This window comes from Pseudomonas sp. P4_B3 (assembly GCF_056402295.1).
In genome coordinates this window covers 14,472-32,094 of sequence record NZ_JBFUHR010000019.1, presented here as the reverse complement: position 1 = coordinate 32,094, position 17,623 = coordinate 14,472, and the positions used below count along the sequence as shown (strand labels likewise).

Genomic DNA, 17,623 nt, shown 5'->3' with positions numbered 1-17,623 from the left:
CCTTATTCAATCGGGCCGGCATCAACCCGGTCGTGAGCGCTACTACTCTGGCAGTCGGACACTCGGTCTTTGCTACGGGGTTTACTGGAGGTGCAGCAGCACGAAATCATTCTTGTCGAAACGCCCGCTCAGCACGGGTGGCAAGGCACCTATGGCCGTGCCTTGCAGTGTCTTGTAAACGTTCAGGTCCATCATCAGCCACGCCGGGCCCTGGATGGTTTCAAGTTCCTGTGGTGAATCGGTGAACTCCGGTTGCAGGCCTTGATTGATGTTGACCATGAACTTGATGGCTTTGGCATCCTTGCCCATCGCGTGCATCACCAGTGGTGCGGGGTCTTTTTGCACGAGTTCAAACGCTTCGTGGCTGAAGGTCCGGTTGTCGTAAAGCTGTCGCTGGATTGGCTCGAACTGCAGGATATATAACGACCACAGTGCCAGGACCGCGCAAAGGGCGAGAATCTGTGCGCGCCAGTGGGGCTGCTTGAACGCTGCCACGGCGATCGCTTGCAGCACGCCGAGAATGATGAACAACGAAGTGAGGGGAGCCACGTCTTCGGGGAATCTTCGCTGTATCACCAGCAAGGTCACGATCAGCAGCCCCGGGATCAGCAGCCAAAGCCCCTGCATCAATACGCGCAACCAACTGAACAGTCGACCTTGCACGGCGTAAAACGGATAAGCCGCAATGATCGCCGCCATGGGCAGCATCGGCAGCAGGTAACGGGCCTTTTTCGCCTGCGGGACAGAAAGGCCGACCATCACGATCAGCCCGGCGGCTGCGCAGTACAGCGTCAGGCGCAATGCCGGGCCTGACTGTTGTCGGCCAGAAGCGGCGATCGCCACCAGCGCCAGCACTGCCAGTGGCCAAGCCAGTGCGTAGTTGCCTACCGAACTGGTGAAGTAATACAACACCTCGTTGGAGCCTTCGCTACCGTCCATGCGTCCCATGAACTGCATGCGAATCACGTCCTGCAAGAAGGCCGGGCCGCCGCTGACGTCCGCCAGCCACAACAACAGACCGATGCACACCGCCAGCAGCACCGCTGCCAGCAATCCGAAGACGATCAGCCGTCGCCATTGCCGATTGACCAGGAAATAGCTGCACAGCATCCCCGTAGGAATAACCAGGCCGATGGGCCCGCGAATCCAGAAGCCCAGTATCAGCAAGGCAAAGATCAGAACCCGGCGGCGCGGCGCCGCGAAGTGATCGGCGGCGTAGCCCAGGTAGAACACGCTGAACGCGACAGCTGCCAGCATCAGGTCGAGGGAAACCGCGCGGGTTTCCGTGATGAAGGTGTTGGTCAACAGCATCAAGGCGATGCTCAGCAGCGCCCAACGCGTGGAATAGGGTGCCAGCAGGCGGTACATCAAGGTGACGATGACCGCTGCGGCGATGGCGCTTGGCAGCCATGCGGTCAGGCTGGTGACCTGGCCGAACGGCAGTGAAAGCAGCCAGATGAATAGCGTAGAAAGTCCCGAATAGTCTGCGTAGGGCTGGCCATAGGTCGTCGGAAAAAACGACGGCCCATTGCGCAGCATCTCCTGGGCGAACAGCACGAAGCGCGAATCGAAACCGATGGCCGCCTGCTGATACATCCCGGCGCAGAACAACACCAGCGCCAACAGACCCAGCGCGAGGGACTGTTGGCGGATGCGAGGGATCATGAGATTCAGGCGACCACGGGTTCGGTTGACCATTGCTGGTAAGGAATCGGCAATTTGCGCGATTCGCCGCGGCCGATCGGGAAGTAGGTGAAACCGATGCGTGCCAGACGGTCTGCGTCGTACAGGTTGCGGCCGTCGAAGATCACCGGTGCGTTGAGCCGCTGCTGGATCAGCTCGAAGTCCGGCGCCTTGAACTGTTGCCATTCGGTGCAGATGATCAGTGCATCGGCACCGGACAAGACCGACTCAGGCGTACCCATGAGCATCAGTTTCGATTCGTCGGGATACAGCTTCTGGGTTTCCTGCATGGCTTCCGGATCGAACGCACGGACATTCGCCCCGGCGGCCCACAGCGATTCCAGCAACACCCGGCTTGGTGCATCGCGCATGTCGTCGGTGTTTGGCTTGAACGCCAGGCCCCACAAGGCAAAGGTCTTGCCACGCAAGTCGCCCTTGTAGAACGCGTTGATGCGTTCGAACAGTTTGTGTTTCTGCCGCTCGTTGATGGCTTCCACCGCTTGCAGCAGGTCGCTGGAGCAATGGGCCTCTTCGGCGCTGTGGATCAGGGCGCGCATGTCCTTGGGGAAGCAAGAGCCGCCGTAGCCGCAACCGGGGTAGATGAAGTGGTAACCGATTCGCGAGTCGGCGCCGATGCCCAGGCGTACCGATTCGATGTCGGCACCCAGGTGTTCGGCCAGTTCGGCGATCTGGTTGATGAAGCTGATCTTGGTCGCCAGCATGCAGTTGGCGGCGTACTTGGTCAGTTCGGCACTGCGCAGGTCCATGAACATGATGCGTTCATGGTTGCGGTTGAAGGGCGAGTACAGGTCACGCATCACTTCACGCACTTCGTCGCGTTCACAGCCAACGACGATACGGTCCGGGCGGCGGCAGTCGGCCACGGCCGAACCTTCTTTCAAAAACTCCGGGTTGGACACGATATCGAACTGCAATACGCGCCCGGCATTGAGCAGGCATTTGTCAATGTGGGCACGCAAGGCGTCGCCGGTGCCGACCGGAACGGTGGATTTCTCCACCAGGATCGCCGGCTGTTCGCGATGACGTGCAACCGCTTCGCCCACCGACATCACGTAGCGCAAATCCGCTGAACCGTCGTCCCGGGATGGAGTACCGACCGCGATGAACAGCACCTCTCCGTGCTGTACCGCGAATTTTTCGTCGCTGGTGAACTGCAACCGTTTGGCGTCAAGGCCTTCGCGTACCAGGCTGGCCAGCCCGGGTTCGAAAATACTCACGTGGCCCTGCTTGAGCAGTTCGACTTTTTTCTGGTCAACGTCCATGCAGACTACGTCGTGGCCGACTTCCGCCAATACCGCTGCCTGCACCAGGCCAACATAACCGCTACCAAACACACTGATTTTCATGGGGCACTCCTTAATTCGGGCGCACGAGCAGGTCGAGAATTGATGGTAATGACGCCGAGGATGACCAATGCCACGCCAAGGCTTTTTGTAAGGCTGAATGATTCGTTGAACAGCGGCAGGCTGGCGGCCAGCAGGTACACCAGCGCGTAGCTGATGCTCAGCAACGAGTAGGCCCGGCCCAGGGGCAGGTCCCGCAGGGCGGCGAGCCAGCAGAGCATCGACAAGGCATAGGCGAAGATCGCTACGAGCACCACGGCAACGGGTGTCAGGTCGATGTGGGCGCTGAGCCAGTGTTCGGGTTGTGGCAGATGACTCATGCTCCAGCGCATGCCCAGTTGAGCGGCGCTGACCAGCAACACACTGCCCAGTGCGAAGGTGATACCGCGACTCAGGTTCATGCGTGTTGCCCCAGCAGTGCAACGCCGCCGATCACCAGCGCCACACCCAGCCAGTGGCGGCGGTCGATGGTTTCGTGGAACACGAAACGCGCGACCAGGGTGATCAGCACGAAGTTCAGGCTCAGCATCGGGTAGGCAATCCCGACTTCCAGGCGTTGCAGCACCAGCAGCCACACCAGCAGGCCCAGTCCCAAAGAGGCCAGGGCCAGCCAAAGCCAGGGTGAGCGCAGTCTCTCCATCCACCCGGAAGGTTTGCCGCGCCAGCTTTCTACCGCATATTTCTGGGCAATCTGGCCCAGGCAGGTCAGCAGGCAGGCGACCAGTAGCAATAGCAGGCTCATAGCGTCGCCTGAGGGATAATCAAAATAACCAGGTTGCCTTGTTCATACCGTTTGCCCTCTTTGGGCAATTGATCAAGTTCGCGCAGCTCTTCTTCGCCTTTGACCCGCATGACCACACCGACCGAGCCTAGTTGGCGAGCGTCGTGCATCCACTGTTGCACCTGGTCAGGGTTGACGCGCTGCTTGAGCGAATCAGGATAGGCAAGGCCATATTTCAATTCGCCTATCGTGTTGAAAAAAGCCACTTCCGGCCGTTTCACCCGCCAGGACAATGCCGACGCGGCACCCAGATCGTTGCTCAACAATTTGGCACTCTGGCCAAGCTCCTGGGCGTGATCGAGGATGAACTGGTCAGGCGTTTTGTTGGCGACTACGGAATTGGGCAGTCCGGCAGGCAATAAACCGATGAGCAGCAGGCTGCCAAAAGCCGGGGCTGCCCAGCACTGCAACGGGCGGAAGGCCTGCAGCAGGTTGGCCATGATCCAGCCGATCAAGCCGATGAACACCAACACCAGGTTGTGCAGTTCATGATCGTAAATCGGCTTTTTCAATTGCAGATAAACCAGGGCCAACAGGGTGACCACACCCACCACCAGGTTCAGCAGGCCGTTGATGCCCAGGACGCGACCTTGCTCCAGCTTCAATCGGTCAGCCAGTGCATGGCCGAGCAACAATGCCAGGGGCAACAGGCACGGCAGGATGTAGGCCGGCAACTTGCCCTTGCTCAGGCTGAAGAAGAACAACGGCATCCACAGCCACAGCAGCAGGAACCCGATATTGGACTGGCGTCGGGTCTGCCAGGCTTGCTTCAGCGCGGGCGGCAGCAATGCAACCCACGGCATGCTGAAAGCGACCAGCAACGGCAGGTAATACCACCATGGCGCGTTATGCTGGGCATCGTCCCCGGCAAAACGGCGGATGTGTTCGTGCCAGAAGAAAAACCGCCAGTAGTCAGGCTCCTGGGCGTGCACTGCCAGCGCCCATGGCAGGCTGACGGCGATGGCGACCACGACCGCCACCGGGCCGTAGACCAGCAGTTCACGCCAGCGTTTTTGCCAGATCATCCAGGGCAGCGCAATCAGCACCGGCAGTAGCCAGGCCAGGAAACCCTTGGTCATGAAGCCCATGCCGCAGGCAAGGCCCAGCACCGCCCACGCGATCAGGCGTTGACCGCGGGTGACGCTGTCCAGGGCAAACCACAACGCGACCAGGCTCAGATTGACCCAGAAGGTGAATTGCGGATCGAGGTTGGCATACCCCGCCGAAGCGGCAATGACCGTGAAGCTCATGTACAGCAGCGCGCAGGCGAAACTCTTGCGCGGTTCGTTCCACATCCGGCGGGCGACCAGGTAGCACAGCAGCACGCTCAAACCGGTGCTCAGTGCCGAAGCGAAGCGCACTCCGAAGAGGTTCTGGCCGAACAGCGCCTGACCGATGGCAATCATCCAGTAGCCGGCCGCGGGTTTTTCGAAATAGCGCACGTCCATGAAGTGTGGCGACACCCAGTTGCCGCTCAGGAGCATGCCTTGGCTGATCTGGGCGTAGCGGGTTTCGTCAGGAATCCATAAGCCATGGCTGCCCAATGGCAGCAGGTATGCCAGCGCCACCATGGCCAGCAGTAACGGCAAAGCCCAGCGTTTGCTCATGCGCCTTGCACTCCCAGCCAGCCTTCGCGACCTTCGAGCGCACCGCGTACCACGCGGCCGATCGGCAAACTGTCAGGGGCCTGGGGCAGCAAGTCGCCCAAGGGTTGAAAACGGATGTCCCGCTGATGTGCATCGCTCAGCAGTTGACGGAAATCATTAGCCATCAGAATCCCTTCTACCTCGGCATGGATCGTGTAGACATTGAGTTTTTCCGGCGTGAACCGGTCCAGGATGAACCTGTTGAAGTCCTTGGCGGCGACGGTCGGCCCGACCACTTCGTCGAAGGTCGGCAGGTCCACCGGAATTTGCGGTGCGCCCAGGCGACCATCGGCCAATCGTGGCTGGAACAGGCTCAGGCCGCGACAATCGCTGTTATAGCGAAAGCCGAAGCCCTGCTTGGCTTCGATCACACGCTCGTCGGCACGCCAGCCGGCGGACGCCGAGCAGGTGATCTTGTCCCCGAGAATGTCGCTGAGGGTGTCCACGCCACGGCGTATCTGTTCGACCAGTTGTGCGTCGCTCCAGCGCCCGGCGTTGGCTTGCCAGCCGTGGTGATCCCAGGCGTGCAGGCCAACCTCATGCCCGGCATCCCGGGCCTGGCGCATCAAGTGCCCCAGGTCGCGGCCGATCGGTTTTCCAGGCCATGCGGTGCCGGCCAGCAGAATGTCCCAGCCATACAGGCCGGCTGCGTTGGAACGGAGCATTTTCCAGAGAAACTGTGGACGGATGAGGCGCCACAAGTGGCGCCCCATGTTGTCCGGCCCGACACTGAAGAAGAACGTCGCCTTGATCTGTGCTTCATCAAGGATTTCCAGCAACCGAGGCACTCCCTCTCGGGTGCCCCGGTACGTGTCGACATCGATCCGCAGTCCCGCCTGCATCAACGCTTGTCCGCGATTTCGAGCATGGCTTCGCGCAAGAAGAAGTCCAGGGTGTTGCCGATGGTTTCACTCATCTCCACGGTTGGCGTCCAGTCCAGCAGGCGCTTGGCGTTGGCGATGCTCGGCTTGCGGTGCGACACGTCCTGGTAACCGGTGCCGTAGAACGCCTTGCTTTCGATGTCGCGGAAACCGGCGAACGGAGGGAAGTTGGCGCGCAGCGGGTGGGCTTCGAACTGACGCAGCAGCTCTTCGCCCAACTGACGGATGCTGGCCTCGTTTTCCGGGTTGCCGATGTTGATGATCTGGCCATTGCAGACATCGTTGTCGTTATCGATGATCCGTGCCAGGGCTTCAACACCGTCGGCGATGTCGGTGAAGCAGCGTTTTTGCTCGCCACCGTCGAACAGGCGAATCGGCGTACCTTCCACCAGGTTCAGGATCAGCTGGGTAATGGCGCGGGAGCTGCCGATTCGGGCCGAATCCAGACGGTCCAGGCGTGGACCCATCCAGTTGAACGGACGGAACAGGGTGAAATTCAGACCCTTCTGGCCATAGGCCCAGATCACGCGGTCCAGCAGTTGCTTGGAGACCGAGTAGATCCAGCGCTGCTTGTTGATCGGACCGACCACCAGGTTGGAGTTGTCTTCGTCGAAGTTGTTGTCCTGGCACATGCCATAGACTTCCGAGGTCGACGGGAAGATCACGCGCTTGTTGTACTTGACGCAGTAGCGAACCAGTTTCAGGTTTTCTTCGAAGTCCAGTTCGAACACACGCAGCGGGTTCCGGGTGTATTCGATTGGCGTGGCGATGGCCACCAGCGGCAGTACCACGTCGCACTTCTTGATGTGGTACTCGATCCACTCGGAGTGGATGCTGATGTCGCCTTCGACGAAGTGGAAGTTCGGGTGGCTGCGCAGGCGCTCGATGGCGTCCGAACCGATGTCCAGGCCGTAGACCTCGTAGCGGTCGTCACGCAACAGGCGCTCGGACAAGTGGTTGCCGATGAAGCCGTTGACGCCGAGGATCAGCACGCGGGTGCGACGTGGGGCACGGCCGGATTCGGCACCGCGCAGCACGGAACCGTCCACCAGGCCCAGTTCGTTGGCCAGTTGCGGACCGCTCAGGTACAGACCGTTGTCGTTGCGCTGGCCGGCGTTGATGATCAGCGAGTCTTGACCGCAGGCGATGCGCAGCGGGTCGACGCTGATGACGCGGCCTGGCGCCAGGCCTTCGTTGCCCTTGGCGACTTCAGCGCTCCAGACAATCAGCTTGTGCTCGCCTACCGCGCAGAAGGCACCGGGGTATGGCTGGGTCACGGCGCGCACGAGGTTGAACAGTTCTTCGGCCGGCTTGGCCCAGACCAGTTTGCCGTCAGCCGGAGTGCGACGGCCGAACACCGTGGCTTTGGATTCGTCTTGCTGTGTTTCGCTGACCTTGCCTTGCAGCAGCGCCGGCAGGGTGTCGCGCAGCAGTTCAGCGGCGGCGGTGCGCAACTTGCCGTGCAGGCTCAGCGCGGTGTCGCTGCGCTCGATGGCGACCTTTTGCTGGGCCACGATGGCGCCCGCATCGGCGCGCTTGACCATGCGGTGCAGGGTCACGCCGGTTTCCGTTTCGCCGTTGACCAGTACCCAGTTGGCCGGTGCGCGACCACGATAGCGTGGCAACAGGGAACCGTGGAGGTTGAACGCGCCTTTGCGCGCAGTGGCCAACAGCGGTTCGCTCAGCAGGTTGCGGTAGTAGAAGGAGAAAATGTAGTCGGGATCGAGTTTGGCGATACGCTCGATCCACAACGGGTGGTTGGCATCTTCCGGTGCATGCACGGCAATGCCGTGGCGGGCGCACAACTGTGCGACGGAACCGTAGAACGCATTCTCCTTCGGATCGTCGGCGTGGGTGAACACCGCAGCGATCTCAAACCCGGAGGAGAGCAGGGATTCGATGCCGGCGCAGCCAATATCGTGATAGGCGAAGACAACAGCTTTTGCACTCATGAAGGAACCTGATCTGAAGAAGTGGAAGTAAGGCCGTCGACGGTAACAACGGAAGAGGGGGATTCGGGCTGGCTACGCAGCACCTTTTCAATGAAGAAGCGCGGACGTGCGCGCACGTCGCTGTACATGCGGCCCAGGTATTCACCCAACAGGCCCATGCCGATGAATTGACCACCGGTGAAGACGAACAGCACGGCGAACAGTACGAAGGTACCGCCACCGGCCCAGCCGGAACCGAACACCAGACGCAACAGGATCAGCGCAATGGCGAATAGAACACCCAGGGCCGCCATGCCGACGCCGACGATGCTCAGCAGTCGCAGCGGCGTGGTGGTCATGCAGGTGACCAGGTCGAACATCAGGTTGATCAGGCGCATGGGGCTGTACTTGGAATCGCCGTGTTCACGCTCGGAGTGGGTCACGGGGATTTCCGTGGTGTGGCGGGCAAAGCTGTTGGCCAGGATCGGAATGAAGGTGCTGCGTTCACGGCAGGCGAGCATGGCGTCGACGATGGTGCGTCGGTAGGCGCGCAGCATGCAGCCATAGTCGCTCATGGCCACGCCGGTGGAACGCTGCACGGCGAGGTTGATCAGCTTCGATGGCCAGCGGCGCAAGGCCGAGTCCTGGCGGTTGTTGCGCACCGTCGCGACGACGTCATAGCCAAGTTCGGCCTGGGCCACCAGCCGCGGGATTTCTTCGGGCGGGTTTTGCAGGTCGGCATCGAGGGTGATGACGACATCGCCCTTGCACTGTTCGAAACCGGCCATGATCGCCGCGTGCTGGCCGTAGTTGCGGTTGAGGATCACTGCCACCACCGGGCTGCCTTCGCGGGAGGCGGCGTCTTCCAGGATCTGCGCGGAGTCATCACGGCTACCGTCGTCGACCAGCACGATTTCATAGGCCTGGTGCAACTGCTGGCAAGCCGCTTCAGTGCGCCGGAGCAACTCAGGCAGGCTTTCCTGTTCGTTGTAGACCGGAATGACGATCGAAACGAAGTTGATTGGGTAAGGTCTCAAAGGCTTCTGTCCATACAGTTTTCGATGGCACCGACGACGCGCTCGACATCATCGGTGGTCATGTCGGGGAACAACGGGATCGAACACAGCCGCGCCGAATTCCATTCGGTGTTGGGCAGGTACAGGTTGGGGTAACGCTGGCGGTAGTAAGTGTGCAGGTGCGTTGCAATGAAGTGAATACCTGTGCCGACATTCTGTTCCTGGAGCGCTTTCATGAATGCTTCGCGATCCAGCCCGCAGCGCTCGGCATCGATACGCAGGATGAACAGGTGCCAGGCGTGTTTTTGCGAATAGGCGGGGACGGCCAGCGGCTGCACCGGCAAGCCTTCCAGGCGCTGCAAGTAGGTCTGGGCCAGTTGAGTGCGCCTGGCGTTGATTTCGTCCAGGCGTTCCAGTTGCACCAGTGCGATGGCCGCGTTGATGTCGGCCAGGTTGTACTTGAAGCCGGGTTCGACCACCTGGGCCTGGGGCTTGCGGCCGTGGGTCAGGCGGTCGTAGGCATCAACCCCCAGCCCGTGAAACTTGAGCATGCGTACTCGCGAGGCCAGGGCCTCATCGTCGCTGACGAACATGGCGCCTTCGGCGCAGGTCATGTTCTTGATCGCGTGGAACGAGAAGATCGCCGTGCCTTTGGAACCGACGTGGCGACCTTTATAGAAAGTGCCTGCCGCGTGGGCGGCGTCTTCGATCACGGCAATGCCGTGTTTGTCGGCCAGGGCGTAGAGCGGATCGAGGTCGAATGCCGCACCGGCGTAATGCACCGGGATAATGGCTTTGGTGCGCGAAGTGATCGCAGCTTCGATAGTGGCCACGTCGGTCATCAGCGTGTCGCGGTCGACGTCGACGAACACTGGCGTGGCACCCAGCAGGGTGATCATGTTGGCGGTGGAAACCCAGGTTTGCGAGGGCGTAATGACTTCATCGCCGGGACCGACACCCAATGCCAGCAGGGTGATATGCATCCCGCCGGTGGCTGAGGAAAGTGCCACGGCATGTCGGCAACCGACGTAGTTGGCGAAGTGTTCTTCCAGTGCCTGGTTCTTCGGTCCGGTAGTGATCCACCCGGAGCGCAATACTTGCTCTACGGCCGCGATTTCTTCGTCGCCGATGCTGGGACGGGAGAAAGGGAGAAACGCCTGACTCATGGGCACCTCAGGGGCTGAAAACGTAAATAGCCTTTGAGGCTAAAAGGGATCCAAAAATCAGCATAGACGCTAAATCAGAATCTGCATCAAATCAACTAGTTACTGGTGTGGAGGTGAAAAACCGCGTCGGTTGACTTTTTTCGCCATGGCCGGCAGGTTGGACGTCCATTTGGGTTGCGCCGACTTTACAGAAGGTTATGCCCGATTTTGTGAAAGGAACATGAAAAAACGGTTGGGGAATCGTTTTATCTGAAGGCTATTAAGCCGCTGTTCAGACTTCTTCCGTTTACCGCGTTTTTAGGAAAAGTCCTACAAGTGTATTGTCTTTTATATCATCGTTATTTCACTTCTTAGTTGTTTCATTGAACTGTTTACATTCAAGGCCGTTTCGTTTGATTGACTTACCTGTTACTGACTCACGCTCACCCCTCACCAATCCGCTGACCCTGTATCTGGCGCGACTGGCGCCATCCAGCCAACTGACCATGCGTTATGTGCTGCAAGATGCCGCCGACCGCCTGGGCTTCGAAGACCAGGATATCGAGGAGATACCCTGGCACAACTTGCAGCCCGAGGATGTGATCGCCCTGGTGGCCACTTTGCGTTCGGATGGTTATGCGCCGAACACCTCCTCGCTGTATGTCAACGCGGTGCGCGGGGTGATGAACGAAGCGTGGCGCATGAGCCTGATCTCTCAGGACCATCTGTTGAAGATGCGTACGGTGAAGGGCATGGCCGGGACACGGCTGTCCCAGGGGCGCAATCTCAGGCGCACGCTGATTCAGGAATTGATGGCGGTCTGCGCCGCCGATCCGCGGCCGCAAGGCCTGCGGGATGCAGCGATCATCGGGATTCTGTACGGTTCGGGGATGCGCAAATCCGAATCGGTGAACCTGGAGCTGAACCAGGTCGATTTCACCGAGCGCAGCCTGCGGGTGACGGCCAAGGGCAACAAACAGTTGATCAAGTACGCCCCGGCCTGGGCCTTCGCCAAGCTTGAAGCCTGGCTTGAACTGCGCCGTTCGCTGCTCAAGGACGGCGAGCCGGACGACCCGTTCCTGTTCAACCGCATCCGCCGGGGCAGCCATATCACCCGTGAGCGCATCACCAAGCACGCGATTTACTACATCGCCCGGCAACGGGGCGCGCAGGTCGGGGTGAAAATCATGCCCCACGACTTCCGGCGTTCATTCATAACCCGGGTGATCGAAGAGCATGACTTGTCGATTGCGCAGAAGCTGGCGCACCACAGCAACATCCAGACCACGGCCAACTACGATGTGCGCGATGACAACGAGCGGCGTCGGGCGGTGGATCGATTCGATCTGTGAACGATCACATCTCGCTCAGCACATGGGCATGGCCGATGGTCGAGACCTGAACCGAGCTGCCGGCGGGTGGTGCATACATGCCTGAGCTGCGCACCAGCAGTGATCGGCCCGGTTGCTCGCGGCTGGTCAATGGCTGGAGTTCCACCGTCAGCGTGCAGGTGTTGCCGCTGAAGTCCCGGTCGGTGACCACGGCCCGGCAACCGCTGGCTTCCGGGTCGCTGGGCAGGATGCTGGCCAGTTGAAGTTGTTCGGGGCGCAGCATGATCTGCGCCGCGCTGTTGTTGCGGTGGTTGTTGACCGGGATCCGCCCCAGGTCGCAATGGGCCCAACCGGCCTCGATGCGTGCGGGCATGACCACGGCATCCCCCAGGAACAGGGCGGTCTGTTCGTCTTCGGGGTAGCGGTAGAGGTCCAGCGGATGCCCTGACTGGACCAGTCGGCCATGGCGCATCACCGCCAACTGGTCGGCGAACGACAGGGCTTCACTCTGGTCATGGGTGACCAGAATGGTGGTGACGCCCGCGTCTTCCAGCAGCCGCGCAACCATCTTGCGCATTGCGGCGCGCAATCCGGTATCGAGCGCCGAGAACGGCTCGTCCAGCAGCATCAGCCGTGGCTGTTGCGCCAACGCCCGGGCCAGGGCCACGCGCTGTTGCTGGCCACCGGACAATTCGTGAGGCCAGCGCTCGGCCATCTTCGCGTCCAGCGCCACGCTGTCCATCAGCTCGGCGACGCGCAGTTGTTTTTCAGTGCCCTTGGTCGCCAAGCCGAAGCCGATGTTCGCGGCCACGGTCATGTGTGGAAAGAGTGCGCCGTCCTGCGGCACGTAGCCGATCAGGCGTTGATGGGCCGGCACTTCGTGGGTGCCGTCGACCAGGGTCTGGCCATTGAACGAAAGACGTCCGGCGTCGGGGAATTCGAAGCCGGCAATCATCCGCAGTAACGTGGTTTTACCGGAGCCGGAAGGACCGACGATCACCGTGCGACTGCCGCTGGGCACCGACAGGCTGACGTTGTCCAGGGCGCAATGGGCGCCATAGGATTTGTAGAGGGCATTCAATTCAAGAGTGTTCATCGGCCAGCCGTTTTTTTCGATTGGTGATAAAGAAGTCCGGTCAGCGGCAGCGACAGCATAACCATCAACAAGGCGTAGGGTGCAGCGGCGGCATAATCGATTTCGCTGGTCATGGCCCAGAATCCGGTCGCCAGGGTGCGCGTGCCATTCGGAGCCAGCAACAGGGTGGCGGTCAGCTCGTTGGTGATCGCCAGGAACACCAGCGCCGCGCCGGCGGCAGCCCCCGGAGCGGCCAGTCGCAAGGTGATCAGCCACAGTGCCCGGGCCGGCGAGCGGCCCAGGCTGCGGGCAATGTTTTCCAGTTCCACCGGGGCCTGGGCAATGCCTGCGCGCAGGCTCACCAGCGCGCGGGGCAAGAACATCAACAGGTACGCCAGCAGCACGGTGAAGGTGGTTTGGTAAATCGGCCGGGCAAAATGGATCGTGACGGTCACCAACGCCAGCGCCACGATAATTCCCGGCAGGGAGCTGGTGATGTAGTTGCAGCTTTCCAGCACTCGTTGCAGTCGGCCGGGGTAGCGGATTGACAGCCAGGCGATCGGGATCGCCGCGCAGGTGGTCAGCGCCGCGCCCGCAATACCGAGCAACAGGGTTTGCTCCAGGGCCGGCAGCAATTCGGCCATGTCCCAGACTTCCACACCGCCGGCGATCAGCCATTTGCCCAGGGTGATCAAGGGCACGCCCAGGGCCAGGGTGCAGGTCACGATTTGCAGGGTCAACGAGAGCAGGGTGGATGCCGGTTTCAGGCACACGACCCGTTGCTCCCGGGCGCTTCCCGAACCGACGCGAGCATAACGGGCAGAACCCCGGGCGGCGGATTCGGCCGTCAACATCGCCAGGCAACACAACGCCAGCACGCTGGCCAGCATGTGCGCCGCTGCGCCGTTGAAGGTCGATTTGAACTGATCGAAGATCGCGGTGGTAAAGGTGTCGAAGCGGATCATCGCGTACAGGCCGTATTCGGCGAGAAGGTGCAGGCCGACCAGCAAGGCACCGCCGCAGATCGCCAGGCGCAATTGCGGCAACACCACGCGGAAAAACACTTTCCAGGGTTTGAGCCCCATGGATTCGGCGACGTCTTCAATGGCCGGGTCGAGCCGGCGCAAGGTGGCCGCTACCGGCAAATACAGGAACGGGAAGTAGGCGATGACCGAGACCAGGACACCGGCAAACAAGCCGTGGATCGGTGGCACCAGGCTGACCCAGGCGTAGCTGTGAACGAACGCGGGCACCGCCAGCGGTGCGGTGGCCAGCAACGACCACCAGCGTCGTCCGGGCAAATTTGTACGTTCTGTGAGCCACGCCAGTGTCACCCCCAGCGCCACGCACAACGGAATCGTCAGCAGTACCAGCAATACGGTATTGATCAGCAGTTCGCCAACCCGGGGGCGGAACACCAGGGTCACGACGGTTGACCAGCCTGTCTGCAGGGACACGCCAATAACGTAAGCGATCGGTAGCAGTGCCAGTAATGAAACCAGCACCGACAAACCGATCACCCATACACCGCCACGTCCCGCAAAGACTCCGCGGGATCGTCGACGCAAATGTGCGGGTGTCGCCTCGGCGACACCCGCAGGCAGGGTTTCAGGCATCAATTTAGAGCAGTCCGGCCTGTGTCATCAGCTCCACGGCTTTTTTGCTGTCGAGTTTGGAAGCATCGACAGTCGGCGCATCGAGTTGCTGCAGGGGCACCAGTTTAGGGTTGGATTCAGCGTTCTTGCCCACGGCGTACTCAAACGACTTGCCGTTTTTCAGGACGGCCTGGCCATCCTTGCCGGTAATGTATTTGAGAAACGCCTGGGCTTGTTCTTTGTGTTGGCTGGAAGCGAGGACGCCGCCGCCGGAGATGCTAACAAAAGCGCCCGGATCTTTGTGCTTGAAATAGTGCAGGGCGGTGTTTTTGCTGTTTTCGCCGGTCTTGGACTGATCCACCAGGCTGTAATAGTGGTAGATCACGCCGCTGTCGATCTGCCCGGCATTCACCGCCTTGAGTACCGAGCTGTTGCCACGGTAGTTGGTGTAGTTGGTTTTCATCGCTTTCAGCCATTCCAGCGTGGCGGCTTCACCCTTTTGTTCCAGGATGGCAGCGACGATGGCCTGGAAGTCAGCACCGCCTGGCGACGCAGCCCAGCGACCCTTCCAGCTCGGATCGGCCAGGTCCATGATCGATTTCGGCAGATTGGCTTCCGACAGTTTGCCCGGGTTGTACACAAACACCGTGGAGCGCGCGGCAATCCCGACCCATTTGCCGTGGGCCGGGCGATAGGCGGAGTCAACCTGTTCCAGCGTGGTCTTGTCGACAGGCGCAAACAGCCCGGCGTTGTCGACCAGCACCATGGCCGGGGAGTTTTCGGTCAGGAATACGTCCGCCGGAGAAGCCGTGCCTTCCTGCACGATCTGGTTGCCCATCTCGGTGTCATCGCCGTTACGCAAGGTCACGGGAATACCGGTTTCCTGGGTAAAGCCCTCGACCCAGGCCTTGGTCAGGCCTTCGTGTTGCGCGTTGTACACCACGATGCCGACGGAGTCAGCTGCGTAGACCTGGCCAGCGCTCAGCAAAGCGGTGGCCAGCAGGGCCTTTTTCAAGAACGAAGGGATGTTGGGAATCATTCTGCGAGCTGCTCCTGGTGCATTTTTCTGAAAGTCATACGCATTGAAACGCTTGTAAATCAATGCGAATCATTTGCATGTTTTGAATTGCAGGGAATGTAGAGATCCAAATGAGAAAATAACGTAAAAAAAACCGTAAATACATGTAATTTTCATTCAGATTAGCAGCGCTGTGCCCACTGTGGTTCGACTCGTCGCTTAAACGATGCGAAAACGAAAAACCCGAGAGGCCGGTTCGACCTCTCGGGTTTTTTGCGTCTTGCCTGTCAGGGCTGGATTTGCGGGAAGATCAGGACTTGCAGGTTGCCGCGCTGATAGCGTTTTCCGTCGATGGGCAGCGCCTCGACTTCCTGAATTTCATCGACGCTGTTGACCCTCATTACCACCCCGACCGAGCCCTTCTTACGCGCTTCGGTCATCCATTGCCCGATGTCTTGCTGAGTCACTTTGCGCGAGGCCGCGTCCGGATCCGAAAGACCATACTTGAGCTCGCCGACAACATTGTACAGCGCCACCTCCGGTCGCCTGGTCAGCCACGACAAGGCCGAGGCCGCACCCAGGTCGTTGCTCAGCAGCGAGGTGGTCTGGTTCAAGCTGTCCAGGTGTTCGGCGATAAACCGGTCGGGCATCCTGCTGTCGACGATCTGGCCCGGCATGGCGGCGGGCAGCAGTGCCACCAGCAGCCAGATGCCGAGGGCCGGCATCGCCCATAACGTCAATGGCCGCAGGATTTGCAGGGCGTTGGCGATGATCCAGCCCAGCAGCACGATGAACGCCAGGGACAGGCTGAACATCTCGGTATTCTCAAAAACCTCTTTGCTCAGTTGCAGGTACAGCAAAGCGATCAAGGCCGTCGTGGCAATGACCACGTTGAGCCAGCCGTTGACGCGAATCGTCCGCCCCTGTGCGCGTTCCAGCAGGCTGGTCAGCGCATGACCCATCAGCAGCGCCAGCGGCAACAGGCACGGCATGATGTAGGTCGGCAACTTGCCGCTGCTCACGCTGAAAATCGCCAATGGCAACAACAGCCAGAGCAGGAGAAAACCGCTGACGGGCTGGCGCTTGTCGTTCCAGGCCTGGATGAACGTTGTCGGCAACAACGCGGCCCAGGGCAGGGCGCAGACGACCAGCATCGGCAGGTAGAACCACCACGGACGGGCGTGTTGCGCATTGTCGGCGGCGAAGCGACGTACGTGCTCGTTCCAGAAGAAGAAATTCCAGAAGTCCGGTTCCTGATGATGAATGGCCAATGTCCAGGGCAAGCAGACGGCCGCGGCGACCACAACAGCCAGTGGCCCGTAACGCAACAGCTCACCCATGCGGCGCTGCCAGAGCATGTAGGGCAGGGCGATCGCCGCTGGCAGCAGCCAGGCCAGAAAGCCCTTGGTCATGAAGCCCATGCCGCAGGCGATACCCAGCATCGTCCAGGCACCCAGGCGGGCACGCGTGGTGCGGCTGTCGATGGCAAACCACAGTGAAACCAGGCTCAGGTTGACCCACAGGGTGAACTGCGGATCGAGGTTGGCGTACCCGGCCTGACCGGCAATCAGCCCGAAGCTCATGTACAACAGTGCGCAGGCAAAGCTTTTGCGCGGATCGCCCCAGAACCGGCGGGCAATCAGGTAGGTCAGCCACACGCTCAGCCCGGTACTCAACGCTGAGGCGATGCGTACCCCGAACAGATTGTCACCAAACACCGCCTGGCCGATGGCAATCATCCAGTACCCGGCAATCGGCTTCTCGAAATAACGCAGGCCCATGAAGTGCGGTGAGATCCAGTTCCCGCCCTGCAGCATTTCCTGGCTGATCTGGGCATAACGGGTTTCATCGGGAATCCACAGACCGTGGCTCATCAGCGGCAGCAAGTAGAACACGATGAACGCCAGTAACAACGCCAATAGCATCCAGCGCTCGCTGGTCGGCGCGGGTGGGGCGTACAGACGGGAAGAATGGCCAGTAAAATCTGGCAATGGCTGACTAGACGTCATGTCTCGACCTTGGCGCTTAGATGGCTGGTTGAAAAGTGATGTGCAACTAGTGAGAGAGAAAACCGGAATGATATTGAACGGCGAGAAGTGCAATCACACTTCTCGCTGTTTTGTTCAGGTTCCATTCAGTCCGGCTTGAAACAACTTA

General features: G+C 60.3%; 14 protein-coding genes. 1 reads left to right on the top strand and 13 read right to left on the bottom strand.

Features of this window, described 5'->3' with window-relative positions:
* Positions 1–81: 81 nt before the first annotated feature.
* The 9 genes from AC1DWG_RS21400 to arnB are packed head-to-tail and all read right to left on the bottom strand — an operon-like array spanning position 82 to position 10,468.
* Complete coding sequence (locus tag AC1DWG_RS21400; protein WP_477764189.1) at positions 82–1,665, bottom strand: ArnT family glycosyltransferase; 1,584 nt, start codon at positions 1,663–1,665, stop codon at positions 82–84.
* A 5-nt stretch (positions 1,666–1,670) separates the two neighbouring features.
* Positions 1,671–3,050: a UDP-glucose dehydrogenase family protein gene (locus AC1DWG_RS21395; protein WP_477764190.1), complete on the bottom strand. Its 1,380-nt coding sequence runs from the start codon at positions 3,048–3,050 to the stop codon at positions 1,671–1,673.
* Positions 3,047–3,448 (bottom strand): 4-amino-4-deoxy-L-arabinose-phosphoundecaprenol flippase subunit ArnF, encoded by a 402-nt coding sequence (arnF, locus tag AC1DWG_RS21390; RefSeq protein WP_477753648.1) that lies wholly within the window; start codon positions 3,446–3,448, stop codon positions 3,047–3,049. Before arnF ends, AC1DWG_RS21395 begins: the two co-directional genes overlap by 4 nt.
* Complete coding sequence (arnE, locus tag AC1DWG_RS21385) at positions 3,445–3,789, bottom strand: 4-amino-4-deoxy-L-arabinose-phosphoundecaprenol flippase subunit ArnE (protein ID WP_477764191.1); 345 nt, start codon at positions 3,787–3,789, stop codon at positions 3,445–3,447. Before arnE ends, arnF begins: the two co-directional genes overlap by 4 nt.
* Positions 3,786–5,435 carry a lipid IV(A) 4-amino-4-deoxy-L-arabinosyltransferase gene (gene arnT / locus AC1DWG_RS21380; protein WP_477764192.1) on the bottom strand — a complete coding sequence of 550 codons (1,650 nt, stop codon included), beginning with the start codon at positions 5,433–5,435 and terminating at the stop codon, positions 3,786–3,788. The genes arnE and arnT (AC1DWG_RS21380) overlap by 4 nt, the downstream gene beginning before the upstream one ends.
* Positions 5,432–6,316, bottom strand: a complete 885-nt coding sequence (gene arnD / locus AC1DWG_RS21375; RefSeq protein WP_477753651.1) for a 4-deoxy-4-formamido-L-arabinose-phosphoundecaprenol deformylase — start codon at positions 6,314–6,316, stop codon at positions 5,432–5,434. Before arnD ends, arnT (AC1DWG_RS21380) begins: the two co-directional genes overlap by 4 nt.
* The gene (gene arnA / locus AC1DWG_RS21370; RefSeq protein ID WP_477788312.1) at positions 6,316–8,307 is read right to left on the bottom strand and encodes a bifunctional UDP-4-amino-4-deoxy-L-arabinose formyltransferase/UDP-glucuronic acid oxidase ArnA; all 1,992 of its coding nucleotides are present in this window, start codon (positions 8,305–8,307) and stop codon (positions 6,316–6,318) included. The genes arnD and arnA overlap by 1 nt, the downstream gene beginning before the upstream one ends.
* Positions 8,304–9,323, bottom strand: coding sequence for an undecaprenyl-phosphate 4-deoxy-4-formamido-L-arabinose transferase (gene arnC / locus AC1DWG_RS21365; protein WP_477764195.1), 1,020 nt, complete (start codon positions 9,321–9,323; stop codon positions 8,304–8,306). Before arnC ends, arnA begins: the two co-directional genes overlap by 4 nt.
* Positions 9,320–10,468, bottom strand: coding sequence for a UDP-4-amino-4-deoxy-L-arabinose aminotransferase (gene arnB / locus AC1DWG_RS21360; RefSeq protein WP_477764196.1), 1,149 nt, complete (start codon positions 10,466–10,468; stop codon positions 9,320–9,322). Before arnB ends, arnC begins: the two co-directional genes overlap by 4 nt.
* Before the next feature lie 392 nt (positions 10,469–10,860).
* Here arnB and AC1DWG_RS21355 point away from each other — a divergent pair, with 392 nt between their 5' ends.
* On the top strand, positions 10,861–11,799 hold the full coding sequence (locus AC1DWG_RS21355) for a site-specific integrase (protein WP_477753655.1): 939 nt from the start codon (positions 10,861–10,863) through the stop codon (positions 11,797–11,799).
* 4 nt (positions 11,800–11,803) lie between these two features.
* Here the strand turns inward: AC1DWG_RS21355 and AC1DWG_RS21350 are convergent, their stop codons facing one another.
* From AC1DWG_RS21350 to arnT (AC1DWG_RS21335), 4 genes are all read right to left on the bottom strand, one after another.
* The gene (locus AC1DWG_RS21350) at positions 11,804–12,874 is read right to left on the bottom strand and encodes an ABC transporter ATP-binding protein (RefSeq protein WP_477764197.1); all 1,071 of its coding nucleotides are present in this window, start codon (positions 12,872–12,874) and stop codon (positions 11,804–11,806) included.
* A complete protein-coding gene (locus tag AC1DWG_RS21345; protein ID WP_477753657.1) occupies positions 12,871–14,469 on the bottom strand; it encodes an ABC transporter permease in 1,599 nt (532 codons plus the stop codon). The genes AC1DWG_RS21350 and AC1DWG_RS21345 overlap by 4 nt, the downstream gene beginning before the upstream one ends.
* Positions 14,470–14,473: 4 nt before the next feature.
* Positions 14,474–15,487 carry an iron ABC transporter substrate-binding protein gene (locus tag AC1DWG_RS21340; RefSeq protein WP_477753658.1) on the bottom strand — a complete coding sequence of 338 codons (1,014 nt, stop codon included), beginning with the start codon at positions 15,485–15,487 and terminating at the stop codon, positions 14,474–14,476.
* 266 nt (positions 15,488–15,753) lie between these two features.
* Entirely contained in the window at positions 15,754–17,475 is a 1,722-nt protein-coding gene (gene arnT, locus AC1DWG_RS21335; protein ID WP_477788311.1) for a lipid IV(A) 4-amino-4-deoxy-L-arabinosyltransferase, read from the bottom strand.
* Between the last annotated feature and the right edge of the window lie 148 nt (positions 17,476–17,623).

What these genes read in the sequence shown, in the direction of transcription:
- AC1DWG_RS21340 (WP_477753658.1), bottom strand. Translation starts at nt 15,487, where the DNA reads ATGATTCCCAACATCCCTTCGTTCTTGAAAAAGGCCCTGCTGGCCACC.
- arnF (WP_477753648.1), bottom strand. Translation starts at nt 3,448, where the DNA reads ATGAACCTGAGTCGCGGTATCACCTTCGCACTGGGCAGTGTGTTGCTG.
- arnT (WP_477788311.1), bottom strand. Translation starts at nt 17,475, where the DNA reads ATGACGTCTAGTCAGCCATTGCCAGATTTTACTGGCCATTCTTCCCGT.
- AC1DWG_RS21345 (WP_477753657.1), bottom strand. Translation starts at nt 14,469, where the DNA reads ATGCCTGAAACCCTGCCTGCGGGTGTCGCCGAGGCGACACCCGCACAT.
- arnA (WP_477788312.1), bottom strand. Translation starts at nt 8,307, where the DNA reads ATGAGTGCAAAAGCTGTTGTCTTCGCCTATCACGATATTGGCTGCGCC.
- arnT (WP_477764192.1), bottom strand. Translation starts at nt 5,435, where the DNA reads ATGAGCAAACGCTGGGCTTTGCCGTTACTGCTGGCCATGGTGGCGCTG.
- arnD (WP_477753651.1), bottom strand. Translation starts at nt 6,316, where the DNA reads ATGCAGGCGGGACTGCGGATCGATGTCGACACGTACCGGGGCACCCGA.
- AC1DWG_RS21400 (WP_477764189.1), bottom strand. Translation starts at nt 1,665, where the DNA reads ATGATCCCTCGCATCCGCCAACAGTCCCTCGCGCTGGGTCTGTTGGCG.
- arnE (WP_477764191.1), bottom strand. Translation starts at nt 3,789, where the DNA reads ATGAGCCTGCTATTGCTACTGGTCGCCTGCCTGCTGACCTGCCTGGGC.
- AC1DWG_RS21350 (WP_477764197.1), bottom strand. Translation starts at nt 12,874, where the DNA reads ATGAACACTCTTGAATTGAATGCCCTCTACAAATCCTATGGCGCCCAT.
- AC1DWG_RS21395 (WP_477764190.1), bottom strand. Translation starts at nt 3,050, where the DNA reads ATGAAAATCAGTGTGTTTGGTAGCGGTTATGTTGGCCTGGTGCAGGCA.
- arnB (WP_477764196.1), bottom strand. Translation starts at nt 10,468, where the DNA reads ATGAGTCAGGCGTTTCTCCCTTTCTCCCGTCCCAGCATCGGCGACGAA.